We start from the raw sequence: 23040 nt of genomic DNA, 5'->3' as shown, positions 1-23040 counted from the left end.
AACCACATGAGGGAGTCATGTGGCAATGCGTGTTCGTCAATCCATTGAATGAATCAAGCCCATGTCAGAGGCGGATGGCCAGAAGTTCCTCAAGGATCTCGACAAGAAACTTTGGACGGCAGCGGACAAACTTCGATCCAACCTCGACGCGGCTGGCTATCAGCAAGCGTTCTTGTTTGGCCGCGAAAAACAAAGGATATAGAGTCGGTCCGTGAATTAGATAAGTTTTGAATGCAGTACTATTGGCTTGCTTTGCCGAATGGCAATTCAAACGCGGGTCGTATTTGGGCGAACCGACGAAAATCAAGATTTACTGGCGACTGCTTGCAGAGCTTGCTGACTCAAATATCCATGTTCCTTACCAAGCAAGTCGATGTTCAGGTCTGCTTGTTGTATCGAGTGCTCGAGCGTAGATTAAGAAAGTGTGCTGAATAAATATTGGCGGGGTTTCTTGCGGCAGCAAACGACAAGAGAAATCATGGCTTCATAATTGAGCGTTGAAAGTTTAAATCGCTCGCAAGTATGATTTCTGAACCGAGGGGATTGCTTCTTTTGCAGGCCAACAAAGAGTTTGTTGCGTTGCTTCAAGGAGAGTACTCGCTCGAAGAATTTGAGCAATTGGTTTCCGACGAGAAAATCGACCCAGCAAAGGTGACCGCAGCGAATAATCATGAGAAGGGCAAGGTTATCGCGAAGCTTGTCGGTGCCCGTGCCAATCTTCACACCAGCATGTTCGAGTTGCTGTCAGCTGCAGCGAGGAAGCAGCGAAATGCAGCTCAGCTCTTTGATGAGGTCAAGAAGATCAAGGACCGCATTCTTAAACCTGCGTCTCACGCTGGAGTTACGCCGCTGTACACTAAAGAAGCTACAGGTGCCTTTGAAATCATTCGTCAGCTTCGTTTATCGCTCGATTCCGCCTTGGAATCTCTTTAGCTCTAGTGTCGGACCAAGGATCTGACTAGCTAGACGGCGTGCAGTTTTCTGTATGCCTCAAACTGATGAAATTCTGCTGGCAACTTGTTAGGTAGCGGAATTGCTGGGGCGGGTGGAAACCTTCCCAGCTCTTACGAAGATCACCCAGCGGAATCGGCTCAACGAATCGTTGGACGTGGCGAAGGTGGATTCCGACCGCTGTTTCTGTGTCCGCAAAGTACCTTTCGTAGGCCTGCTTGCTCACTGCAGCGGTGTCGCGTACTTGCCGCCAAAGTTTCGCTGGCTCTGCGGACTGAATACGCTCGACGATCGCGGTCGCGACAACTTCGCACTGGGGCATCGTTGCATAGATCACGACCGTCGACCCCACTTCTGCACGCGGACGCCGCTTGCGAAGTTCGACCGTCTTGCGACCTTCCAGGATCGCTTGGACGTATTCGGGGTGGATCGAGAGAAAGAGCATCGAGGCTAGTTGGCTTTCGTGAGTTCGTCGTAGAGTTGGTGAAAGGTGGGAGCCGTGATCCGTAGAGCTGATTGAAACTGGTTGGCTTTCATTCCAGTCTGCACGAGGATCTGGTTCGCACGAGTGAAGTTGATCGGATGCGGAAGCAGTTCGGTATCAGTGAATTCGATTGCGACCGCTTCGCTGGTGGCCTTTCCAAAGTGCTCTTTGATCTGCTTCCACTCGAAAACCCCCATCCGTTCGTATTGTCGATAGACATCTTTGATCGGTCCCGTGACACGTTTGGTCATCATGCTGCACGCTCGGATCGAATTTCCGCCTTTTTCGGCGTCTCCGCTTACATACCACAAGATTCGACCATATTCACCCGTGGGGCTGTTCCTTGGCCGTTTGTAGTAAACCGAATCGGGGTTGATGGCCAAGTTCGTCTCGGCTGCAAAAAGTGGGCGATTCCAAATCCGGATATCAAATAGCTCCTGCGCCCATTCCGGCTGTATCGGGACAATCCAGTTTGATAAATCACCGAAAGTCACTTTTCCGGGGTGAATTCGTTGTTCGAGTTCGCGAATCGCAGCTGGGTCACTGAGAGCGGCCAAGGTGCGAAGCCGACTCGCCAATGACTGCTGGATAGCGTTTCGTGCCAGCAGTTGGTCAAGCTGGGCTTCGAATTCAGCGTGCGTCCACGTTCCGGGCATCGAGATCCTAATCAGCTCACCATCTTGGTATGAAAATCCCCGGTGGAAACACGATCGAGCGAGATCACCGGAAAGCACTGGATCCTCGATGACAGTTGCCGTGGACTTACGACAGACGGCCGCATTGCTCCATGTGCAACCCAGCGGTCGTTCGGCCAGATGTTCAACCAAGGCTCCGCCCAACCTGGTCCCTTCGCAACGGTGGGCAATTCGCAGCCGCTCAACGCGGTGCTCGCTTTCCTTCGACCGTCGGACGACAATGAAAGCAAGTTGCTCTCCGTCGCCGTTTTTGATGGAGTCGACACGGTAGGTCTTCGGAGCCGCCAACGCATCATCAAGGTAGCGACGGAATTCACCGATGGTCTCACCTCTGGTCGACTTCAAGAACTGTTCTGCATCGACATCGCCGACCGACGTGACTTGCGTCCTGAAAATCCCAGCGTTTTTCAAATCGCCAAAGTGAGGCTTTCCCGAGGACTGTAGCGAATCCAGCTCCGCGATGATTTCCGACGGACGTTGGACCCGCAAGCCAATTTTTTCGAGTAGCTCGGGGGCAGCGTTCAGAATCCGGCGATCTCGAGTTGCAAAAGCGGCAGCCTTAACCGCCGCCGCAATGGCCAAGTGCTTTTCGTCGGATAGATCGTCTTCGCGTTCAGCTTTGCCGAGTACTTCACGAACGATCGCCCGATACCTTCTGACCTCGTCGGGATCCGCATCAACCTGGTCCCAGTCCGCTTGAACGACGGATGTCATCCGGCTTCGAGTTAACTGGTCTTGGCGATCTAGATCATTCAGGATTTCTTCGGTAACTCGCAATTCAATTTGATCGACGAGCCAGTCGGCCAGCAAACCGGAGGACGACTCATGGTTATCTCGCTCTGAGTACTCGATGTCCATGCAGACGTTTGTATCGCACACGACTACGGGTAGATGGGGGGCATCTTCGCAAATATCAAACAGTGGCGTATCATCGAGTCGGTACTGAAAGATCGTCAGTTCTTTCCCTGGTTGCTTTGCAGGTTTCCGACCGCACGCTACAAAATCGAGCTTGGGCCAAATCTGGGCAGCTGCGAAATCAGACCTGCAGTTCAGTCGAATCCGACTGCACGTCGAATGATTCTGTTTTAAATGATCTAGCAGTGCGTTCGCGACGCCAAGCCGCTGGCAAGACTTCCGGACAGCAAGATGTGCAATCCGAATCTCATCAGAACGGTTTCGCCAGAAGAGTACGTATCCAGCAGCCGCGTTTTCAATATTTGCAAGGTAGATCTGACCGTTCGCAAACCGATCGTCAAACGCCCCGTCGGGCATTTGGCCAAGAATCGACTTGTGTTCGCGGTGGATTTCTTTGACAGCGTCAAGTTGCTTGATCGTCGCAACCTTCTCGACGCTGGCCAATGCGGGGTCAATATTCATGTTCCTCTAACCATTTATCTGTTCTGAGATCTGCATTGTATTGCTAGGCAGATGGAGACGCAGCGCCGCTGTTGAACGGCGATCCAGGTGCAACTCCGCAAATAAATCCGTTACCATTATTGACCGAAATACCTACGGAGCAGCCATTTGACGATTCCCGATCCACTTCAGGAAATCGCCAACGATGTTGTTGGTCAAAGCAAGAAGCGGCGTGCGAAGGTACGGACGCTTCTCGGCTGGTTTGGATATTCGCGTCGGCGTGAGCACGTCGTGAAGCAAATCAGTGAGGCGTTAGAGTCGGTCCGGCTCCGAACCGAGCCAGACATCCAAGACGAGTTCTTAGACAATCAAGTTTACTTCGTTCGCCTGGCAGGCGGCGATCACGATTCGGAAGACAAGGTCGACGAATTGGAAACGGATCCCCCGAAGACTGAGCTAACCGAAGAGATTGAGGAGTACGAGCCTCCCGAGGAAATCGCTGCGCCGGTTACCTTGAGCATCATCGATAACCCAACGTTTCGGGGCAGCCACTTTGCATACGCACCAAAAGCGGTTGTCTCGGTGCTTCCTGATGACACGATCTCGCAAGCCACGATGACGATGCTGTTGAAAGATATCGATCAGATTCCCGTGATGCGAGGTTCGAGGCGTGGGGAGCTGGAAGAGCATTGCTCAAGCAAACGCATCCAGCGAGCCAGCCGAGCTTGCTACTAACTGCATGATGCAGCCGCAGATCATCGAACAAAGTGATTCCATGTTCGAGGCCGTGGATCGTGTCTTGAAGTACGGATGCGTGTTGGTCCGCAACCAGAAACGCGAAATGTCCGGGATCATCACGGCCTATGATGTCGCAAAGTCGTTCTACGAACTCGCAAAGCCTTACTTGCTCGTCGGCGAGATTGAGCGGTTCCTGCGAAGTTTAATTGCAAATCACTTCACGCAAGAGGACATCCGCTCAGTCAAGAAGGACGATGATCGCGAGATCAACGACGTGACCGATTTGACCTTCGGACAATACCGACGACTACTCGAAAATCCGGCGAACTGGGACCGACTGTCGATCAACGTTGAACGCAATATTTTTATAGCGAGATTGGAAGAAATCCGTATCGCCCGAAATGAAGTGATGCACTTTGACCCTGAAGGTCTCCTGCCCTCGCAAAAACGCCAACTCTGGGAATTCGCTAACTTTTTACACAGCATCTGCTGATAATGGGACATGATATTATCGACGACCCCCGAGGACGCGAGAAAGAGTTGAAGAGCACGCTGGGATTGGTGGGGAGCCAGGCGTGTGGCAGCATTAAGTGCCCAGTGAAGCATTGCTGGTTGCGAAGGTGACGTCGGATTTGGATGAGGCGGAGTAGGCTTGCAGACGTGCTGATGGGGCGGAGGCAGGTGCGTGCCTCGCTGACCAGGCTGTTGATTGAGTCGTCAATGATGCTTGAAGGCTTGTAGGATGGGCACTCTTGCCCGTCGGAGCTGGGGAAGTCGGCCAAGAGTGGCCAACCTATCAACAAAATCAACGAGCGGTTGCGGGTCGGATGACGTGGGCGGCCTTGCTGATTCGGCGGGTTGTGACTTTGCATCACCTACCTCGGCCCGAGCCTCTTCCCAATGAAACGCTGGGGTGAGGAAACAAGGGGTTGGGGCGCTCTTGCAACGACTCCTGTCGCCCCTTCAGGGCTTTTGTGTTGCTGGTGGTCTTTGATTCCACGGGCTGGTGCCCGTGGCGACAGCCTGTCGTCCCGTTGGGACTGGTTGGGAGATGGTCGTGCTGATGCCCTCACCCGGATGCGTCGCTGGACGCTTGCATCCGACCTCTCCGCACTTCGTCGGGAGAGGTGACAGGTGGTTGGCGGTGGACGCCGCCTCACGCTCTTCCCCACGCAGTGTGTGGGAGAGGGGACAAGCGTTGCGGCTTCTTGCAACGACTCCTGTCGCCCTTTCAGGGCTTTTGTGTTGCTGGTGGTCTTTGAGTCCACGGGCTGGTGCCCGTGGCGACAGCCTGTCGTCCCGTTGGGACTGGTTGGGGATGGTCGTGCTGATGCCCTCACCCGGATGCGTCGCTGAACGCTTGCATCCGACCTCTCCCCACTTCGTCGGGAGAGGTGACAGGTGGTTGGCGGTGGACGCTTGGTTGGGATGCCCCCTCACCCTCACCCTCTCCCCCACGAAGCGTGTGGGAGAGGGGACAAGCGTTGCGGCTTCTTGCAACGACTCCTGTCGCCCCTTCAGGGCTTTTGTGTTGCTGGTGGTCTTTGAATCCACGGGCTTGTGCCCGTGGCGACAACGTGTCGTCCCGTTGGGACTGGTTGGGCGATGGTCGTGCTGGTGCCCTCCCCGGATGCGTCGCTGGACGCTCGCATCCGACCTCTCCCCACTTCGTCGGGAGAGGTGGCAGGTGGTTGGCGGTGGACGCTTGGTGCAGGTTCCGGCGACCCAGACTTTCGGATCTGTATCAAGCCACTGGATGAGTGGCCAGCCAGTTTCCGGTCACTTGGTCGAGCGATTGGCCCTCTCGACAGACTCGGTGATCCAGCTCAGCGATGATCTCGTTTGAAAACTTCAATCGATCAAGCGTTTGAAGCTGGTCCTTGCTGAACATCGACTGCTTGTCTTGTCGCAAGAGCAGCACGGCCTTGTCGACCGTCCCTAACAACCCTTTGGGCTCGACCAGCTCACGGATGGCGTGTTGGTGGTGCAGGAATTGAGGTTTCCACAACGGGACCACCAACCATTGCTTGGTTTCAACCGCTCGCTCAAACGCGCCGAAACAATCCTCTTCGGTGCCGGGATGAAACTGATACCCAGCCTCGTTCAATCCATACTCGTCCATCATCTGAATGGAGAATCGCGTGATTCCGGCGCCAGGGTTGATGCCTTGGATGTCGCGGTTCAGCTTGGCGATCACATCCGGTTTCAGCAGGTCGGCAATCTCCCGCACTTCGTCCGCGGGAACGTATTCCGGCACGCCCCACAACGCATACGGTTGGTAGTGCAGGCCCAGTTCGAGCAGCGGCACGGTCCGCTCGACTTCCGCTTTGTATCCCCCGTGGCTGGATGGCAGCCATGCTGAAGCCAGCAGGTCGACTTCGCCGGACTTCAGTTTTTGAAAGTTCGCTTCGTGAGGTGAACGAACACGTTCGACCTCCAACCCCATCTCGGTCAGAACATGGGCGACCAGGGACCCGGTCACATGATGAAATGAGAGATCAGTCACACCGAGAGTGATTGGTTGGGACATGGCTCAGGCTTGCAGGTTAACGGAATGGACCGGAGTGCCATGCCGTCGGACCCACAGGGCTGGCGGTTTGGACTCCGGTGTCGAGGCTTCCTTTTCGGTCGTGGTTTAGGAACGCTACCGACCGATGATTCCCGGTGCTTGGGGCTTGAACCGGAAGATGTAAAACGGCTTGGACGTTTGGTCGGTGCCGCCGTTGAAGGGGGCGCCCAAGTGAACTTGAGCGGCGGACACGTACATGTAGCCGTCTTGGTTGAAACTGATCCCGTCCGGCCACAGCATCCGATCGTCAAAGGCCAGTTGAGAGTATTGCTTTTGGTCACCTGAGACGAAGCCAATGCTACGGCTTTCGACATTCGTCGAGTACAGGTTGCCGGCCGTGTCGATCGAGAGCCCACCGTTGTTGACTTTGTCGCTGTACGTTTCCACGGCCGCCGCCAAGTCGTCTTGAGAAAGCGATTCGTTTGCGACGGCGTCCATGCGCACGCGATAGATCTTCGTGCCGCAAAGCGGGCAGAAGTAGAGCCACTCGTTGGCGGCGTCCAACGTGATTCCGTCGCAACCGACGTGGATCGGCGACGGCTGGCCATCCTGCGAAACGCTCATGGGTTTTCCGTTGATCAGGATGGGCGAATTCGTGTCCGCCTTCGTCATCGACCGTCCTTCTAACAAGCGACGAGTCTTCCCGGTCTTCAAGTCGACGACCACCAGTGCGGCCTTGGATCCGTCGCCACCGCGGCCGATGCCTTCATCGGCGATCACGACCAATTGACGCTTGGTGTCGATCACAAAGTCGTTGAGCTGCGACGTTTCGCGACTTGCCGGGGCCGGGATGTAAAGGAGCCGATGAAGTTCGTTTTTGTGGGCGTCCCAGCCAACCAGTTTGGGCGTGATGTCGTTTCGAGTGCCCATGTCCAGGATCCAAACCACCCCGTCGCCGTCATTGCGAATGCCGAGCACGTCGTCGAGGTACCAATCGTTTTCGCTGCGAGGAGTGTTCCATTGCTGGTTGGGAAACGGTGTGACGGCTCCCGTCGCGGCGTCGTAGGTGGCGACGCGAACACCCGGTTTGAAAAACGGATGATGACTGAAGACAAGCTGTCCGTCAGGCAGGAACGCAATGTTGCCAACGGCTTGATCGAGTGAGGCGTGGAGTTCCAATTCGGTCGCGCGTGTGTTGGTCGGTTCGTTGCTCGGCTCTTGGGCGGAAACGAAGGGGACGAGCAACGGCATGACGACACTGGCCATCAACAAGGCAATGATCGAAGGATGCTTTTTCAGACTCATGATTTCTTGTCTTTCCATTCGATGTGGCGAAATGCTGTCGTGTCGAGAAGGAACGTTCGCGTTTTTCGCTGTGTCAGGCAATGCTAACACGATGTTTCATTGTCACAACAACGCACATTTCAGACAGTTAGGCACAGAATGGATACCGTCTGCGATCGATAGAGGAGTCTGTGAGCGGAGACGGTTTGAATCGATCCGGGTTTGGGCGTGATCGAACGCAATGGCGCCAGTCCGCCTGAGTTGATGAAGGCGGATCGAGTGGTCGCGGAACTGACTGAAAAAGCGAACGCGTACCAAGAGACTCAAGGCATCAAGGGATTCGTGAAGTTTGTGAAGGCGGGAAAGGAGGAAGCCAAGCGATTGGAGGATCACCATGTTGGTCCGTTCACGGATCAAGAAATGGCGTCCATCCGCGAGTTTTTGGTAAGCCGAAGGGAACCTCAGCGAACAACGAACCCACCGCCGGTCGCTGCCAGGACTCCAGCCGCCGAGACGAGAGCGGTCAAGCCTGTTACGACTGCAGACGCCGGTCCATCGGATGCAAAGACGAACTGCGAAGGTTGCGGCGTTTCGGATGTCGAGATTCTTTACGGTCGGCATGGTTACTATCTTCGGTGCCGAGCTTGCAGCCAGACGAAAAGCGTGCCGCAAAAGTGCGAGCTGTGCGGCACCAAAGCGAAGCTTCGCAAGAAAGGGCTTTGTTTCTATCGCGACTGCGAGGCCTGCGAATCGCCAAGGCTCGTGCATACCAACCCGACTTCCATTGAAGGCTGAGTGGGTTTCAAGCGTTGCGGTTTCTTGCAACGACTCCTGTCGCCCCTTCAGGGCTTTTGTGTTGCTGGTGGTCTTTGATTCCACGGGCTGGTGCCCGTGGCGACAGCCTGTCGTCCCGTTGGGACTGGTTGGGCGATGGTCGTGCTGGTGCCCTCCCCGGAATTCTCGCTGAACGCTCGCATTCCGACCCTCCCCAACTGCGTTCAGGAGGGTGATTTCAACCTTGCGAGCACGGCACTTGAAAACTGCACGGCCTCTTCGTCGGGAGAGGTGACAGGTGGTTGGCGGTGGACGCTTGGTTGGGATGCCCCCTCACCCTCACCCTCTCCCCCACGAAGCGTGTGGGAGAGGGGACAAGCGTTGCGGCTTCTTGCAACGACTCCTGTCGCCCCTTCAGGGCTTTTGTGTTGCTGGTGGTCTTTGAATCCACGGGCTGGTGCCCGTGGCGACAGCCTGTCGTCCCGTTGGGACTGGTTGGGAGATGGTGGCGCTGGTGCCCTCCCCGGAATTCTCGCTGGACGCTCGCATTCCGACCCTCCCCAACTGCGTTCAGGAGGGTGATTTCAACCTTGCGAGCACGGCACTTGTGAACTGCACGGCCTCTTCGTCGGGAGCGGTGGCAGGTGGTTGGCGGTGGACGCTTGGTTGGGATGCTCCCTCACCCTCTTTCCCCACGAAGCGTGTGGGAGAGCGGACACGAGTGGCGATGCCACCTCAGGTGGTGCTTTTTTCCGACGGGGCGTGTGAGTGGGGGGACGATGTGATTTGGTGGTAGAGGGCCTGGTAGGCGTCGGCCATTCGGTCGATGGAGAAACGTTCTGCGACCGCTCGCCGAACGGTGGCTCGGTCGATCTCGTCAATCCGCTCGATCGCTTGGTTCGCTTCTTCTAAGTTGTCGACCAGGAAACCTGTGACGCCGTGCTCGATCAGTTCGGGCATCGAGCCGCGCCGGGTGGCAATGACGGGGGTCCCGCAGGCCATCGCTTCGATCACCGACAGGCCAAAGGGTTCGTCAAAGTTGATCAGGTGCAACAACGCTCGTGCGTTGCCCAAGGCGTCCAGTCGTTGCTTCCCGCCGACCACCCCGTGATAGGTCATGTGCACGCCATCATCGGCCGGCACGACGTGTGATTGATGGTACTCACGGTCTTGCACCAGACCGTACATGTGCAGCGGGCGTCCGCTCCGCCGCGCCACCGTGATCGCTTCCGCGGCACCCTTGTCGGGATGGATGCGGCCAAAGAACAACAGCTCATCGCGGAGCTTCGCTTGGAACGGGAACTCGTCGATTGGGATGCCATGATGGATGGTGGCCGCGTACCGCAGGCGGGGATGCCGGTCGGCATCGCTGATCGCGACGTAATGCACCACGTCCTGGAACTCCTGGTACATCGGCAGGATGCGGTCGGAGGAGAATCCGTGAATGGTGGTGACGATCGGCGTGTCGATCATCCGGGCGAAGGCGTGGGCGGGAAAGTCGGCTTGGTTGTGGATCAAATCAAACTGGTCGGCTTGTTCAAACAGATGAGCCAGATGCCGGAATTCCCAAACCTTTGCGTCGATCGATGCGTCCTCGCTGTAGGGTGCCGGGACCACGCCAGCGAGCTTTCCCGACGTTTGACTGTCGAGCGTGGCGAACAGGGTCACGTCCACGCCCCGCGCCACCAGGGCTTCGGTCAACATGCTGGTGACCAGTTCCCAAGGGCCGTACGCTCGGGGAGGAGTTCGCCACGCGATCGGGGCCAGCATTGCGATTCGCATCTTAGGATTGCTTTCTTCGTTGCAGGAGGAGACCTTCGTTGGGCGCCAGCGTGCCATCCAGCGGTCGAGGTGTTGATGTTGAGCAGAGAAGCGTGAATTGGGAGATATTGAGGGCGACGTCTGGGACGGTTCCTGGTGCCGTACCTGAGGCAACTGCGGGGGACATGGGCAGCGCCTCGGTCAGGTCACTGAGGTACTGGGTTTGGTCACTGAGGTTCAGGGCGATCCACAGTCGTTCGTCGCCATGCTGCCGTTCAAAGGAGAGCATGTTGTTGGCGGATTGCAGGTGCACGAGGTCGCCGATCGTCAGTGCCGGGTGACTTCGCCGCAGTGCGAGCAGCGTTTGGTAGAGAGCCAGAATCGATTGAGGGTCTTGGTTCTGCGCCGCAACATTCCGTGTCTGCCAATCGTCACCCAGTGGCAGCCATGGTTCGACGGTGCTGAATCCGGCGTGAGCGGAATCATCCCAGGGCATCGGTGTGCGGGAACGATCGCGACCGATCCCCAACTCGGGTTGCCGCAGATCCTGTGGGTCACGAACCCGATCGCGAGGAATGGTCACTTCGCCAATCCCGATCTCGTCGCCTTGGTAGAGCGTCGGGGTGCCGCGAAGGGTCAGCAACAGCATGGCGGCCACTCGGGATTGAGCGTCTCCCAGTCGGGCCGCGATGCGAGGTGCATCGTGACTGCCGAAGACCCAGTTGGGCCAACCAAATGCCGGAAGCGATTGCTCGTAGTCGGCGATCATCCGGCACAGGGTATCCGCCTTCCATTCGCTTTCGATCAGGTGAAAGTTGACCGGGAAATGGACTTCGGGGCGATCCTCGGTGCCGAACCAACGCGCCAGACGATCGTCAGGCAAGCAGATCTCGCCGATCAGGACGCGGTCGCCATCGCTGTCGGCCAGGGCTCGGAATTCGGCGGCGATCTGATGAGCTTCGGGTTGATCGGTCGAGTGCAACTGAAGCAACTGATCTCGCTGAGTTTGGTCGGGCGTCCAGTTCGGGTTGATTGGATTGTCCGTTAGGTCGGCGTCTTTGATGATGTGCCACAGCACGTCGATGCGGAATCCATCGACGCCGCGATCCAACCAGAATTGCAGCACCTGCATCATCGCCTGACGCAGTTCCGGATTCCGCCAATTGAGATCGGGTTGCTGCGGCAGGAACGCGTGCAGGTAGTATTGCTGCGTGGCTTCGTCCCATTGCCAGGATGAGCCGCCAAAGTCACTGATCCAGTTGTTGGGCGGTCCGCCACCGGGCGATGGGTCGCGCCAGATGTACCAGTCGCGTTTGGGATGGTCGCGAGCCGAACGGCTTTCGACGAACCAGGGGTGTTGGTCCGAGGAATGGTTGGGCACAAAATCCAGCAGCAGCTTGAGCCCTCGCGAGTGAATCGCGGCCAGCAACCGATCGAAGGCATCGAGATCACCGAAGATCGGATCGATGTCGCAGTAGTCAGCCACGTCGTAGCCGAAGTCCGCCATCGGGGACGGGTAGATCGGCGAGAGCCAAATCGCATCGATCCCCAGCGTCACCAGGTGATCCAACCGCGTCTCGATTCCCGCTAGGTCACCGACCCCGTCGCCATTGCGATCTTGGAACGAACGCGGGTAGATCTGGTAGATCACCCCGGTTTCCCACCATCGATGATCGTTTGGCGGAAGTTCGGGAACGTTGTCGATCACGACATGGAATCCAGCAGCTCTTGGACCCCGATGGTGGCAAACGTGGTGGCGTAGTCGGACATCGCGTAGGGGATGATCAGTTGGTTTTCATGAACGATGGAACCGCAGGTGTAGACCACGTTGGGAACGTAGCCTTCTCGTTCGACTTCGTTGGGCGTGATCAGAGGTTCGTTCAATCGAGCGATGACCTGGGAGGGATCGTTGAGGTCCAGCAGCATCGCGCCGATGCAGTACTTGCGCATCGGGCCGACGCCGTGGGTCAGGACCAGCCAGCCCGCATCGGTTTCGATGGGCGAGCCACAGTTGCCCATTTGGATGTATTCCCAGGGCATGGCGGGTTTGATGATCAGTTCGCTGGTGTGCCAGAAATAGAGCATGTCCGAATACATCAGAAACAAATGCTCGCCGTCTTGTCGGCCCAGCATCGCGTAGTGGCCGTTGATCTTGCGGGGGAACAACGCCATGCCTTTGTTGGCGACGGCGGGACCGTTGAGCGTGTGCATCTTGAAATTCAGGAAGTCCTTCGTTTCCAACAATTGGGGCAAGACCAATTGGCCGTCGTAGGCGCTGTAGGTGGCGTAGTATCGACGGCTGCCATCTTCGTCTTGGAAGTCCACGAAACGCGCGTCCTCGATCCCGTTGCTTTCGGTGGGACTGAACGGAAAGATGACTCGTTCGGACAGTTCGTGATCGGGTGTGTATTGGATTTCGTAGTTGGATTTCGCCAGCATGACCACTCGATCCACCAGCGGCGCGAGTTCGTTGTGAAGCGAGCGATGTTCGCGGAGCGAAGCTTGCAAGCGCGTTTCCAGTTCGGCGAGCGTGAATTCCTCTGGGAGTGCCTCCAGCACTTCGTAGGTGAACGTGTTGCCGAGCCCCAGTTCGATGAGTTTGCGTCGAAACAGATCGTTCTCGTAACAGGAATCGGGGACGAACTGAGGGGTCGTGACATACCGCACGGATTCATCGACCTGAATGTTGCAGTTGCGGTCGATCGTTCCACTGCGAAAGACGATGGAGGAGATGTGCCCTTCGCCGACGGCTCGCAAGCTCATTGCAAACCGCCGCGTTCCATTGGGCAGATCCGATTGATCGGGATGCCACACGATCGAAGGGTTGAACAGGGCGGCCGATTCGAGGGCGTATTCTTGGGTGAAGTACGCTCCCAGCAGCAGTCGCCGGTTTTCGCTGAGCGGGGTGTCGGTGAGCAGGTGGTGTTTGAGGTCCCGAAACCTTTGTTCAAAGTAGGCCTTGGGTTTCTGGTGTCGCCCGTGGAACTCTTCCAGGACATGGGCGAGTTGTTGGTCGACCTCCGCTTCGGACAAGGTGCAAACTCGCCCGACGACGCGCAGCACACGATCGTCCCCAGGGGGTTGGAACGGTCGCAGGACGACGCGTTGGCGGTTGGGCGAGAGGACGATTCCGGTTCGTTTGATTGGCAAGGTGAAGATCAGTGAGTGGGGTTGGGGACGACGCGCATCATGGCATTCAAGCCACGCATTTCAGCGAGTGAGAGTAAGAACGCGAGCGTGGACTCGGCGCCTTGGTTTTCGTTGACTTGATTCTCCATCAAGCCGTCAAAGCAACCGCCTGTGGAGGGATCGTAAATGGGTTGGCCGAGATCATTGCGTCCCAAGAACCAATCGAATGCCAAGTGAGCTTGTTCGGACCAGAAGTTGTCTTTGCTGGCAGCGAAGGCTTCGATCGAGGCGGAGACCATTGCGTGAGCCTCGATGGCCTGTTGGTCAAACACGGCCGCCACCCCGCCTTCGCGGCTGAAGCCGTTGGAACCAATCGGACGAAACCTTCCTTGCGGCGAGCGTTGGATTTCGCCCAGCCAATGCAAGGATTTCAGCCCGATGTCGGCCACTCGTTGATTGTCAAACCAGCGACCATGTGTGATCAGGGCTTGCGATAGTTTGGCATTGTTGTAGGTCACGCTCTTTTCAAACCAGGGCCAATCGTCCGTGGCGATGGCTTCGTACATGTCGGCCAGGCGGTCGGCCAGTTGCTGACTCATGGCCGCGGCCACACGATCACCGCTGTAGCGTCGCAAGTATTCGTGGATGCCGATGATGGCGAGTGCCCAGGTTCTTGGTGAGGTTGTTTGCTCGCTGGCAGGGAGTGCTTGATGGAACACCTCTCGCGCCCAGGCAACCAAGCCCGCGTTGCGGGAGCGACCGATGCAAGTTCCCAGCGCCCACAAGGCGCGGCCTTGCGAATCGTCGGAACCGTCTGTTTCCATCCATTGCCGATCGAACCCGAGGAAGTTTCGGAACCGTCCGGTGTCACGATCGAAGGCGTTGTTGAGGAAGGCGGCGTAGCGAGATGCCAACGCACGCACTTCGGGGGAATCCTTGCCTTGTTCCTCCAGCAAAACCGTCAGGATCAAGGCCCGAGCGTTGTCATCGGTGCAGTAGCCATGGGCGTGATCGGGAATGGAATAGATGGCGTGTTGGACGATGCCGGTGGAATCACTGAGGTGCTGCAGATGGTCGAGCTGCATTTGCGGCAGCGCCAAGGGTTGCTCGTCCAGCGTGCGGACCGCGAGTGGTTTCAAGGACGACGTGCGTTGATCTCGGGCTCGGTTGAACGAGTCGAGGTACATCTGCGAGACATGGTCCCAGGTCATGCTGCGACCCAGTTCGTAGGCCTGCTTTCGCATCGCCAGACGCCGGTCGTCGTCGCCCAACAACCCGATCACCTCGCGCGCGATCGCGGCTGGATCCGCGAACGGGACCAGCACCCCACGCCCATCGGCGAGCAGTTCTTCGGCGTGCCAGTAGGGGGTGGAAATCACGGCTTGGCCACAACCAAACGCGTAGGCTAGCGTTCCCGAGACGGCTTGTTCCACATTCAGATACGGTGTGATGTACAGGTCCGCGGCACCAATGAATTCCGTCAGTTCTTCCAGTTCGACAAAGCGGTTGTAGAAGCTGACGTGCTTGGAAACGCCCAGTTCCTTTGCCATCCGTTCCAGGCCGATCCGATAGCGTTCGCCTTGATCGCGAATCAGGCTGGGGTGCGTTGCTCCCAGGACGATGTAGATGAAATCTGGGAATTGGGCGACGATCTCTGGGATCGCTTTCAAGACATGTTCGATGCCTTTGCCGGGGGAAAGCAAGCCAAAGGTGAGTGCGACGTTGTTGTTCTCGACGCCGAATTGTTCTTTCAGGACGCTTTGGTCGGTCTCGGGGGCTTCTGGGATTCCGTGCGCGATCAAGTCGACTTGTTCACTGTCGACGGAGTAGGTGTTGAGCAGCGTTTGGCGACTTCGTTCCGTCATCACGACCAACCGCGCTGACAACCGAATCAGCTGCATCATCACCGCCCGCTGGGTTTGGCTGGGTTCCGACAGAACGGTGTGAAGGGTCGTGACGACCGGCATCCGAACGTCTTGCAGCAGGGCCAGGATGTGGCTTCCGCAGGGACCGCCATAGATGCCGAATTCGTGCTGCAGCGAGATCACATCCACGTTGCTGAAGTTCAGGAAGTCGGCTGCCGATCGGTACTCATCCAGTTCTTGATCGGCCACTTGAAATTGGACTTCATCGTCGTAGTCGTAGCCCCCTTGGACGTCGTCCATCGTGACCACGATGCATTCCGCGCAGGATTCGCTGGCGACGGCGATTCGCAGGTCGTGAGTGAACGTGGCGATGCCACATTTACGAGGCAGGTAGTCGCCAATGAAGGCAATTTTCAATAGATCAGGTGAGGTCATCGTTCGGGTTGACTCCGGTCTTGTCGTTGCAGCGAATCCAGGACGGATCGCTTTGGGAAACGGGCCGAGGCGACACAGGTGTCGGCGGCTCCATAAAACACTTGAAGCTCATCGTCTCGGTCCAACATGGCGGTTGGGAACACAACCTGAGGGACAAAACCATGAAGCTCATATTCGGTTGTGGGCTGCATGATCGGTTGGCTGGACCGAGCCAGCACACGACCGGGATGATCGCGATCGAGCAAGATCGCACCCGCGGAGTAACAACCCACGGTGCCGGCGGAACGGGGGCGAGTGCTGCCGTGATGAAGCGTGAGCCAACCCTCCTCGCACAGAATCGGCGGTGTGCCACTGCCGACGCGGTCGCTTTCCCAGGCATGCATTCCGCTGAGAACGCATTCGTGACGCCCCCAGTGAATCATGTCGGGCGAACGGGCCAGCCAAATTTGGGGCGCGTGAAAGTGCGAATGTGGGTTCGGGCGGTGCAAGGCGACAAAGTCACCGGAGATCATTTCCGGGAACAGGACGACGTCTTTGTTTTCGCTGGGGAAGATGATGCCGTGACGTTGGAAGGTCACCAGATCCGTCGATGACAACAACGCGGTTGCTGCACCGGATCGCGAAACGGCAACATAGGTGACCCAGTAGGTTGGTCCGATCTTGGTGATCCGAGGGTCTTCGATGCCGTATTCTTCCCAGGGGCCTTCGGGATGAATCGTTGTGACGAACTCCCAGGACGTGTCGCTTGCGTTGGATGAGCGATAGAGTCGCAAATGGGAAACGGAAGTCAAACGCAGGTCGCCGCTGGTCTTCATCGCCACCACGCGAGCATCGACGTGGGTCAGGTCCTCTTCCCGCACCCAGTCGACTTCGGTTGTTCCGGAAGTTGACCAGCGAGGCAGAGGCAGCCAGCCTGTTCGTGATTCGGATGGCAGTTCCGCGACGCGGGCCAGCATCAACCGGTCGTCATCGAGGATTGCAACGGCCGGGTTGAACACGCCGATCACTCGGAGGTCAGCCTGCGATGGCGGCACCTCACTCGGTTGCAGCAGCAACGAAGCGGAGCTTCTTTCGATCACGAGCGAGTTCCGATTGCATCAGCGGGTTGGTGGTCTGATTCTTCGAGCCGTTCTTGTCTGCTCTCTGGCGTCAACAATTGCCGAACCTCTTGCGGGCTGCGGCACTTTTGTGCGAGTTGCGCAAGGGCACTCGCGGTTGCCGAATCCATCTTGCCGATGGCGGTTGCGAGGTCGCCCGCGCGCGAAGGACTGATGCTCAGTTCTTGAATTCCGAGTCCGATCAACAGTTCTGCAAATTCGGGGTCACTGGCTTCTTCGCCGCAAACACAGACCGGGCAATTCCAGCGTTTGGCTGCCACCACGACTTGCTGGATCGCTCGCAAAACCGCCGGGTGCATCGCCGTGACCAGTTCGCTTTCGGCGGACAGTTCGCGGTCGGCAGCCAACAGGTACTGCGTGAGATCGTTGGTGCCGATGGCGACAAAGTCAGCGAGTTCGAGAATTTCGTCCAAACAGAACAGGGCGGCAGGCGTTTCGATCATGGCTCCGATCAGAGGTCGCTTGAACGCCTGGCATTCTTCGACGACCTCTTCCACCATCGAAATCGCTTGCGCGAAGTCGTGACCACCGATCACCATCGGGAACAGAATTCTCACGTCGGCGTCTTGGGCAACCTGGACGATCGCGGTCAGTTGCGACCGAAGCAAATGCTTTTCGGCGAGTGAGAATCGCAGCCCACGCAAACTCAGGCTGGATGGATCCATGTTCTCATCCAGCGACAGAAACGGGGGCAGTTTGTCGCCGCCCAGGTCGAAGGTGCGGATCACCAGTGGCCGGTCACCCAGACGTTTTGCCATCGGGGCAAAGATCCGGCGTTGGGCCTCGGTGTCTGGTCGTTGTTTGGATTGCAAGTAGAGAAATTCGGTTCGGAACAAACCGACGCCTGCCATCCCGCGACGAAGGACTTGGTCCAGATCGGCCGACAACCCGACATTGCCGAGCAGCGTGATCTCGATGCCATCGAGGGTCCGGCAGGGGCCGCTGTTCAGCGTGTCGCTGGCATCGGTGAGACGTTCCGCTTCCACGATTCGAGCGTCGAAGTTGGACAGTTGTTCTGGGGAAGGTTCGGCGGTGATGATGCCGGTCTCCCCGTCGAGCAACAGAGTCATTCCGCTGGTGATTCGCTGAGTGACATTGGCGATGCCTGAGACAGCGGGGATGCCCAGCGATCGAGCGATGATGGCCGTGTGCCCGAGGTTCCCGCCGATCTGCGTCACGATGCCAACCAGGCCTGAATTCGCCAGTGCAATCGCATCGGACGGAACGAGTTCCCGGGCAACGATGATCGCATTGGAAGGAAGTTCAGCGAGGTTGGTTGGTGTCAGTCCCAGCAGATGTCGCATCATGCGTTGCCCAATGTCACGGACGTCCGTTTCTCGTTCGCGGAGGTAGTCGTTGTCGATCTTGGTCAGCCGACTGACCGTTTGCACGATGACAGAATCCAGGGCCTCCTCGACTCCCACCAGATCGTTTGAGATTCGGTCCTTTACCAGCGACGCGATCTCCCCCGCCATCGCCGCGTGGGCGGACACCAGTTCGATCGCCGAGGCGACCGAAGAATTGTCGGACGCAATCGTTTTGAGTTCCTGGAGGTCTCGTTGGGATCGTTCCAGGGCATCGTCCATGCGGTCGCATTCGACTGGGACGCGAGCTCTGGAGATGGACTCGGGTTGATCGGGGGCAGCTTGATCGGGGGCAGGTTGATCGAGATCGGGCAGCGTGATTGTCCGCTGCAATTCGTAACCCACCACAACCGCAATTCCTTTGGCGAGCCCACTCGAAAGTGATTTTCCTTCCATGCGTTCCATTCCGTTTTCCTTGAGGGTTGGGTTGGTGGGGGGCATCCGTGTCAATTCAGATTCGCAATCACATCGCTGAACGCTCGCGGTCCCAGGGATCCTGCATACATGTAATTGGGGTGCTCCGAAGTCGTGTTGAGGATGTACAGCGCGACACTGGTCAACGGATTTCCCAAGGCGGGGTGGATGGATTCGAGATGGTCGATCTGTCGCAAAGAGTCCGGCGTAACCAGCCAGACGACATCCGCCGCCAATGGTTCCGTCGTCGACCGATGGTGTTGCCGATGCCCATCGAAGGGGCCGCCGACAAATTGGATCCATGGATCGGTGTCATCGCCGACTTGTAAAATGGACATGATCCCAACATCTTTGCAGTCGTTGAGAGACCCAGGATGGCCACGCGTGGCTCTCACTGCTCAGTTGCAAGCAGGCGACAAAGTGGTCCACCTTGGTTTCTGCCACTGCCTCGGTGTAGTGGTACCGCTGGGCCAGAATTCGGATGAACGATTCACGTTCGCCGTGGATCATCTTCAAATCCATCTCGTCGATCTTTCCCCAGGTGCGTTTGATGCCGTTTTGGACGGCCGGCCATTGCCGTTTGACTTGTTTCCAATTCATGACAGAGGGCTCGCTGGGGAGGAGCAAGCAAGCGGTTCAATTCGGTAGCCCGACGAAGACGGGTCCCGTCGCAATCGGTGGGAGACCGGGACACTCTTCGAACCAATCCGCAAGGCCTCGAGAACGGCTTGAAGCGTGGTGGCATCCAGGCACGCTTGGGTGGGCGAGACTGGATCGAGCACGATCAGTCTTCGAACGTCCGTGTCCAGTTCGCATTGATTCTTCAAGAACCCTTTGACCAGCGGGTACGGGGTGAGTTCCAGCGAACTGGCAGACACGAACACGTCGTAGTCTGGTTTGTCCGAAAACCCGTGAATGACAACGGAAGGGGGATCGGCCGTTGCTGAAATGACAGGCGGACCCGTCGGGTTCGCCCCGTCCTTCAAGACATAACGCGGTGTCTTGGCAAAAACATCCACCATGATCGCCTCCTTGGGCCATCCAGAGGCCTGCTGCGGTTTGTCTGCCGAAGAAAATCGACGGCGAAATCAAACTGCGAATTGCGAACAGGGAAGTTTGAACCGGAAGATGCGGTGGAAACTCACGGGCGTGATTTGAGTGCACGCTTCGCGCAGGCCAGCATTGCAAGCTACCACGATTCAGTGTCAATACAATCCAAAATCACCCAGGAGTGGTCGAAACACGCCGGTTGATGCTCCGAACCTTGGGTTGAGATCTTGCCCCTCGTCCTCTCCCCACGAAGCGTGTGTGAGAGGGGATAGCGGTTGGAATTGGGTGTTGTTGGGCGCTGGTTGTGCGTGCTGCCCTCACCCGGATGCGTCGCTGAACGCCCCTTTCCCGACCCCTACCGCTTCACGGGTCGTGCGGCTTTGCTTCACCCTCCCCTCGCTTCGCTCGACCTTCCGGGAGCGAGGTGGATGAGAGATTGCCTGGCAGTTCGAGACTTGAAAGCCGCCCGAGATCCGAAGCGTGTGGGAGCAGGGGACAAAGGTTGGACGGATCGTGTTGGGGTGCAAAACGGCGTTTTGGCCAACAGGACCGATCGGCAAAAGCCAAGTTCGAAACGGACGCGTGGGGTTCCCGAGCAAGGTCCATTCTGTTCGGCGGCACGCGACCGCTGCGCGAGCTTTGGGGGAGTTGATCCATTGCAGTGGGGGGCGGTTCGTTCAGGGGCGGTTTCTTTTGTCACGCGGATCAGGCCCAAACGCGGATGAAAGCGGGCTCGTTCGGACGTGGGCAGGCCGCTGATTCTTGAGGGCAGACGAAATCATTGAGGACCAGGGTCTTGAATGGTTGGATGTCCCCAAGGATGATCGCTATCCCCCGAGATTTGCGATTCGCCGCAAAACTCTCCTGCCAAGCCGTCCCACCAACACCTCTCCCGCCCGACATCTGAGGCCCCACCATGCGTTTTTTCTCTCGCCTGACAATGCTGTTCGCCATTCTGTTGGGAGGAGCGGTCACGACATCATGGACGCCGTTGCTGGCGCAGGTCCCGGACCCGATCGCGAAGTTGCAGGCGGATGCGGCGACAACACGGACGTCAGACTGGGGCCACTGGGGATCCAACCCAGAGACCTACTCGAGTTGGAAAACGCACAGCAACCGGTTGATTCCGGTCTACTCGTTTGGGATGGATCTTCAATCGGTCCGCGGTGAGAACAGTTTGTATCGCGATGCAGCGGCCATCGAGAAACTCTACGGCTATCTGCCTGAAAAGACCTTGAACCCGAACGCGGAGTACTTTGACCAAACCGACGTTTATCGAGTGCAGAAGCAAGCGGCCGAGTCAGGGAAGAAACGCGTCATTCTGTTCGTCTTCGACGGCATGGATTGGGACACGACGCGAGCGGCTGCGATTGCCAAGTCAGGTCGTGTTGCCTACGACCAAGGACGTGGCAGCGGTTTGCATTTCCAAGATTACCGTGGCACGACGACCGACTTCGGTTATTGCGTGACCAGCCCGCACAACGATGGCACCAATGTGAGTGTCGACAAGCAAATCGTCGTCAATCCCAACGGCAAACTCCGCGGTGGCTATGACCCTGAGCTGGGTGGCGATTCACCGTGGAGCCCGATCACGGACGCGGACTATCCGATCGGCAAAAGCAAGCAGAACCAGCAGGCTTACACCGATTCGGCATCCTCGGCGACCTCGTTGATGAGCGGCATCAAGACTTACAACGCGTCGATGAATGTCGATCCGATGGGGCGTGAGGCGTTGCCGATCGCTCGAACACTGCAAGAAGATGGTTTTGCGGTGGGAGTGGTGACCAGCGTTCCGATCAGCCATGCAACGCCGGGATGCGCCTACGCCAACAACGTTCATCGAAACGACTATCAAGATTTGACCCGTGACCTGATCGGTCGTCCCTCGATTTATCATCCCGGTGGTCTGCCGGGCGTCGATGTGCTGCTCGGTGGCGGCTGGGGAATGGACAAGGACACTGACGGCGCGCAGGGCAAAAACTATGTGCCCGGGAACCGCTACCTTGCACCCGAAGATTTGGAAGCGATTGATGTTCAAAACGGCGGCAAGTACGTCGTGGCTCAGCGAACCGGTGGGGTGGCTGGCACCGAGGTGTTGAGCAAGGCCGTCGAGCAAGCGAAAACCGATGGCAAGCGGTTGTTTGGTTTCTTTGGTGCTCAAGCCGGTCACCTGCCGTTCCGTACCGCCGATGGCAACTACGATCCTGTCGTCAGCGTTGGCAATCCGAAACCGGCCAAGGCGGAGGTCTACAGCGAGGCGGATCGGGTTGAGAACGTCAAGCTGAGCGAGATGGCGGTCGCTGCGATGGAGGTGCTCCAATCAAAAAATGAACGTTGGTGGCTGCTGGTGGAATCGGGCGACGTCGATTGGGCAAACCACTCCAACAACATCGACAATTCGATTGGGGCTGTGATCAGCGGCGACGATGCGTTCGCAGCGGTGGTGCAGTGGATTGAGCAAAACGGTGGCTGGGACGACACCGCGTTGGTTTTGACCGCCGACCACGGGCACTACTTCCACCTCGTGCGTCCCGAAGCGTTGATTCAAACACTCGACAAGTGAGTTGAGGGAGGGACCAGACGTTGGTTTTTAATCCAAAGTGGGTGATCGCCCGCAGTTGAAAAGCTGTGCGGGCGTCACCCAGCGTGATCGAAACCGTTCTTTGGATGAGGTCGTTCAAGCGACGCAGAAGGCCTATTGCTCCGCGAGATACTGAATCAAGTCGGTGGATGTCACGATCCCCACAAGCTTCTCTCCTTCGACCACAGGCAAGGAGTGGAAACTATGAGACCCAAGCAGCCTGGCTGCGTCACGGATCGTGCTCGATTTTTCGATCGTGACACAATCGGCGACCATCACGTCATGCACCTTGTAAAGGTGATCGAGTGTTTGGTCCAAGGACTTCGAGGTTTGGTTTCCGAACTCGCCGAAAGAGATTCGCACGAAGTCACTCCAGCTCACAATGCCGATCAGCTTCTCCCCGCTGACAACAGGGATGTGGTGAATGCCACCGGATTCAAACATGGCTCGCAACTTTGAGACGGGCTCGCCGTCGTGAATCGTTTGCAATCCAGTTGACATGATTTTTGTCAGCGGCTCGTTTTTCTTCATC

Annotated in this window: 20 protein-coding genes; 6 read left to right on the top strand and 14 right to left on the bottom strand. The window is 57.4% G+C overall.

Annotated features, from left to right (window positions below; translation table 11 throughout):
* Positions 1-61 precede the first annotated feature (61 nt).
* A complete protein-coding gene (locus PSR62_RS24675; protein ID WP_274405616.1) occupies positions 62-202 on the top strand; it encodes a hypothetical protein in 141 nt (46 codons plus the stop codon).
* Between the two features lie 320 nt (positions 203-522).
* A complete protein-coding gene (locus PSR62_RS24670; protein ID WP_274405615.1) occupies positions 523-933 on the top strand; it encodes a hypothetical protein in 411 nt (136 codons plus the stop codon).
* A gap of 25 nt (positions 934-958) precedes the next feature.
* On the opposite strand, the gene PSR62_RS24665 is transcribed toward PSR62_RS24670, so the two are convergent.
* Positions 959-1396 carry an ASCH domain-containing protein gene (locus PSR62_RS24665; RefSeq protein WP_274405614.1) on the bottom strand — a complete coding sequence of 146 codons (438 nt, stop codon included), beginning with the start codon at positions 1394-1396 and terminating at the stop codon, positions 959-961.
* A gap of 5 nt (positions 1397-1401) precedes the next feature.
* The gene (locus PSR62_RS24660; protein WP_274405613.1) at positions 1402-3507 is read right to left on the bottom strand and encodes a GNAT family N-acetyltransferase; all 2106 of its coding nucleotides are present in this window, start codon (positions 3505-3507) and stop codon (positions 1402-1404) included.
* Between the two features lie 147 nt (positions 3508-3654).
* On the opposite strand from PSR62_RS24660, the gene PSR62_RS24655 reads away from it, so the two are divergent.
* Positions 3655-4221: a hypothetical protein gene (locus PSR62_RS24655; RefSeq protein ID WP_274405612.1), complete on the top strand. Its 567-nt coding sequence runs from the start codon at positions 3655-3657 to the stop codon at positions 4219-4221.
* A 4-nt stretch (positions 4222-4225) separates the two neighbouring features.
* Positions 4226-4717: a hypothetical protein gene (locus PSR62_RS24650; RefSeq protein WP_274405611.1), complete on the top strand. Its 492-nt coding sequence runs from the start codon at positions 4226-4228 to the stop codon at positions 4715-4717.
* A gap of 1251 nt (positions 4718-5968) precedes the next feature.
* Here the strand turns inward: PSR62_RS24650 and PSR62_RS24645 are convergent.
* Together PSR62_RS24645 and PSR62_RS24640 are read right to left on the bottom strand one after the other, a co-directional pair.
* Positions 5969-6754, bottom strand: a complete 786-nt coding sequence (locus PSR62_RS24645) for a glycine betaine ABC transporter substrate-binding protein (protein ID WP_274405610.1) — start codon at positions 6752-6754, stop codon at positions 5969-5971.
* A 114-nt stretch (positions 6755-6868) separates the two neighbouring features.
* Positions 6869-8038, bottom strand: a complete 1170-nt coding sequence (locus PSR62_RS24640; protein WP_274405609.1) for an L-dopachrome tautomerase-related protein — start codon at positions 8036-8038, stop codon at positions 6869-6871.
* A 207-nt stretch (positions 8039-8245) separates the two neighbouring features.
* On the opposite strand from PSR62_RS24640, the gene PSR62_RS24635 reads away from it, so the two are divergent.
* A complete protein-coding gene (locus PSR62_RS24635) occupies positions 8246-8812 on the top strand; it encodes a hypothetical protein (protein ID WP_274405608.1) in 567 nt (188 codons plus the stop codon).
* Between the two features lie 714 nt (positions 8813-9526).
* Here PSR62_RS24635 and PSR62_RS24630 read toward each other — a convergent pair.
* The 9 genes from PSR62_RS24630 to PSR62_RS24590 are packed head-to-tail and all read right to left on the bottom strand — an operon-like array spanning position 9527 to position 19899.
* Positions 9527-10573, bottom strand: a complete 1047-nt coding sequence (locus PSR62_RS24630) for a glycosyltransferase family 4 protein (protein WP_274405607.1) — start codon at positions 10571-10573, stop codon at positions 9527-9529.
* Between the two features lies 1 nt (position 10574).
* Complete coding sequence (locus PSR62_RS24625) at positions 10575-12260, bottom strand: alpha-amylase family glycosyl hydrolase (protein ID WP_274405606.1); 1686 nt, start codon at positions 12258-12260, stop codon at positions 10575-10577.
* Positions 12257-13702 carry a glycoside hydrolase family 130 protein gene (locus PSR62_RS24620; RefSeq protein WP_274405605.1) on the bottom strand — a complete coding sequence of 482 codons (1446 nt, stop codon included), beginning with the start codon at positions 13700-13702 and terminating at the stop codon, positions 12257-12259. Before PSR62_RS24620 ends, PSR62_RS24625 begins: the two co-directional genes overlap by 4 nt.
* A gap of 8 nt (positions 13703-13710) precedes the next feature.
* Entirely contained in the window at positions 13711-15981 is a 2271-nt protein-coding gene (locus PSR62_RS24615) for a glycosyltransferase family 4 protein (RefSeq protein ID WP_274405604.1), read from the bottom strand.
* Positions 15978-17060 carry a glycoside hydrolase family 130 protein gene (locus PSR62_RS24610; RefSeq protein ID WP_274405603.1) on the bottom strand — a complete coding sequence of 361 codons (1083 nt, stop codon included), beginning with the start codon at positions 17058-17060 and terminating at the stop codon, positions 15978-15980. Before PSR62_RS24610 ends, PSR62_RS24615 begins: the two co-directional genes overlap by 4 nt.
* Positions 17057-18904 (bottom strand): phosphoenolpyruvate--protein phosphotransferase, encoded by a 1848-nt coding sequence (ptsP, locus tag PSR62_RS24605; protein WP_274405602.1) that lies wholly within the window; start codon positions 18902-18904, stop codon positions 17057-17059. The genes PSR62_RS24610 and ptsP overlap by 4 nt, the downstream gene beginning before the upstream one ends.
* Before the next feature lie 5 nt (positions 18905-18909).
* Positions 18910-19215 carry a hypothetical protein gene (locus PSR62_RS24600; protein ID WP_274405601.1) on the bottom strand — a complete coding sequence of 102 codons (306 nt, stop codon included), beginning with the start codon at positions 19213-19215 and terminating at the stop codon, positions 18910-18912.
* Positions 19190-19477 (bottom strand): hypothetical protein, encoded by a 288-nt coding sequence (locus PSR62_RS24595; protein WP_274405600.1) that lies wholly within the window; start codon positions 19475-19477, stop codon positions 19190-19192. The genes PSR62_RS24600 and PSR62_RS24595 overlap by 26 nt, the downstream gene beginning before the upstream one ends.
* The gene (locus PSR62_RS24590) at positions 19474-19899 is read right to left on the bottom strand and encodes a hypothetical protein (protein WP_274405599.1); all 426 of its coding nucleotides are present in this window, start codon (positions 19897-19899) and stop codon (positions 19474-19476) included. Before PSR62_RS24590 ends, PSR62_RS24595 begins: the two co-directional genes overlap by 4 nt.
* Positions 19900-20843: 944 nt before the next feature.
* On the opposite strand from PSR62_RS24590, the gene PSR62_RS24585 reads away from it, so the two are divergent.
* Positions 20844-22490, top strand: coding sequence for an alkaline phosphatase (locus PSR62_RS24585; protein WP_274405597.1), 1647 nt, complete (start codon positions 20844-20846; stop codon positions 22488-22490).
* Positions 22491-22622: 132 nt separating this feature from the next.
* Here the strand turns inward: PSR62_RS24585 and PSR62_RS24580 are convergent, their stop codons facing one another.
* On the bottom strand, positions 22623-23039 hold the full coding sequence (locus PSR62_RS24580) for a CBS domain-containing protein (RefSeq protein WP_274405596.1): 417 nt from the start codon (positions 23037-23039) through the stop codon (positions 22623-22625).
* Position 23040: the final 1 nt, after the last annotated feature.

Origin of the sequence: Rhodopirellula sp. P2 (assembly GCF_028768465.1) — a bacterium.
Lineage (GTDB): Bacteria > Planctomycetota > Planctomycetia > Pirellulales > Pirellulaceae > Rhodopirellula.
The sequence above is the reverse complement of the archived record's forward strand: the minus strand, read 5'-3'. Positions and strand labels throughout refer to the sequence as shown.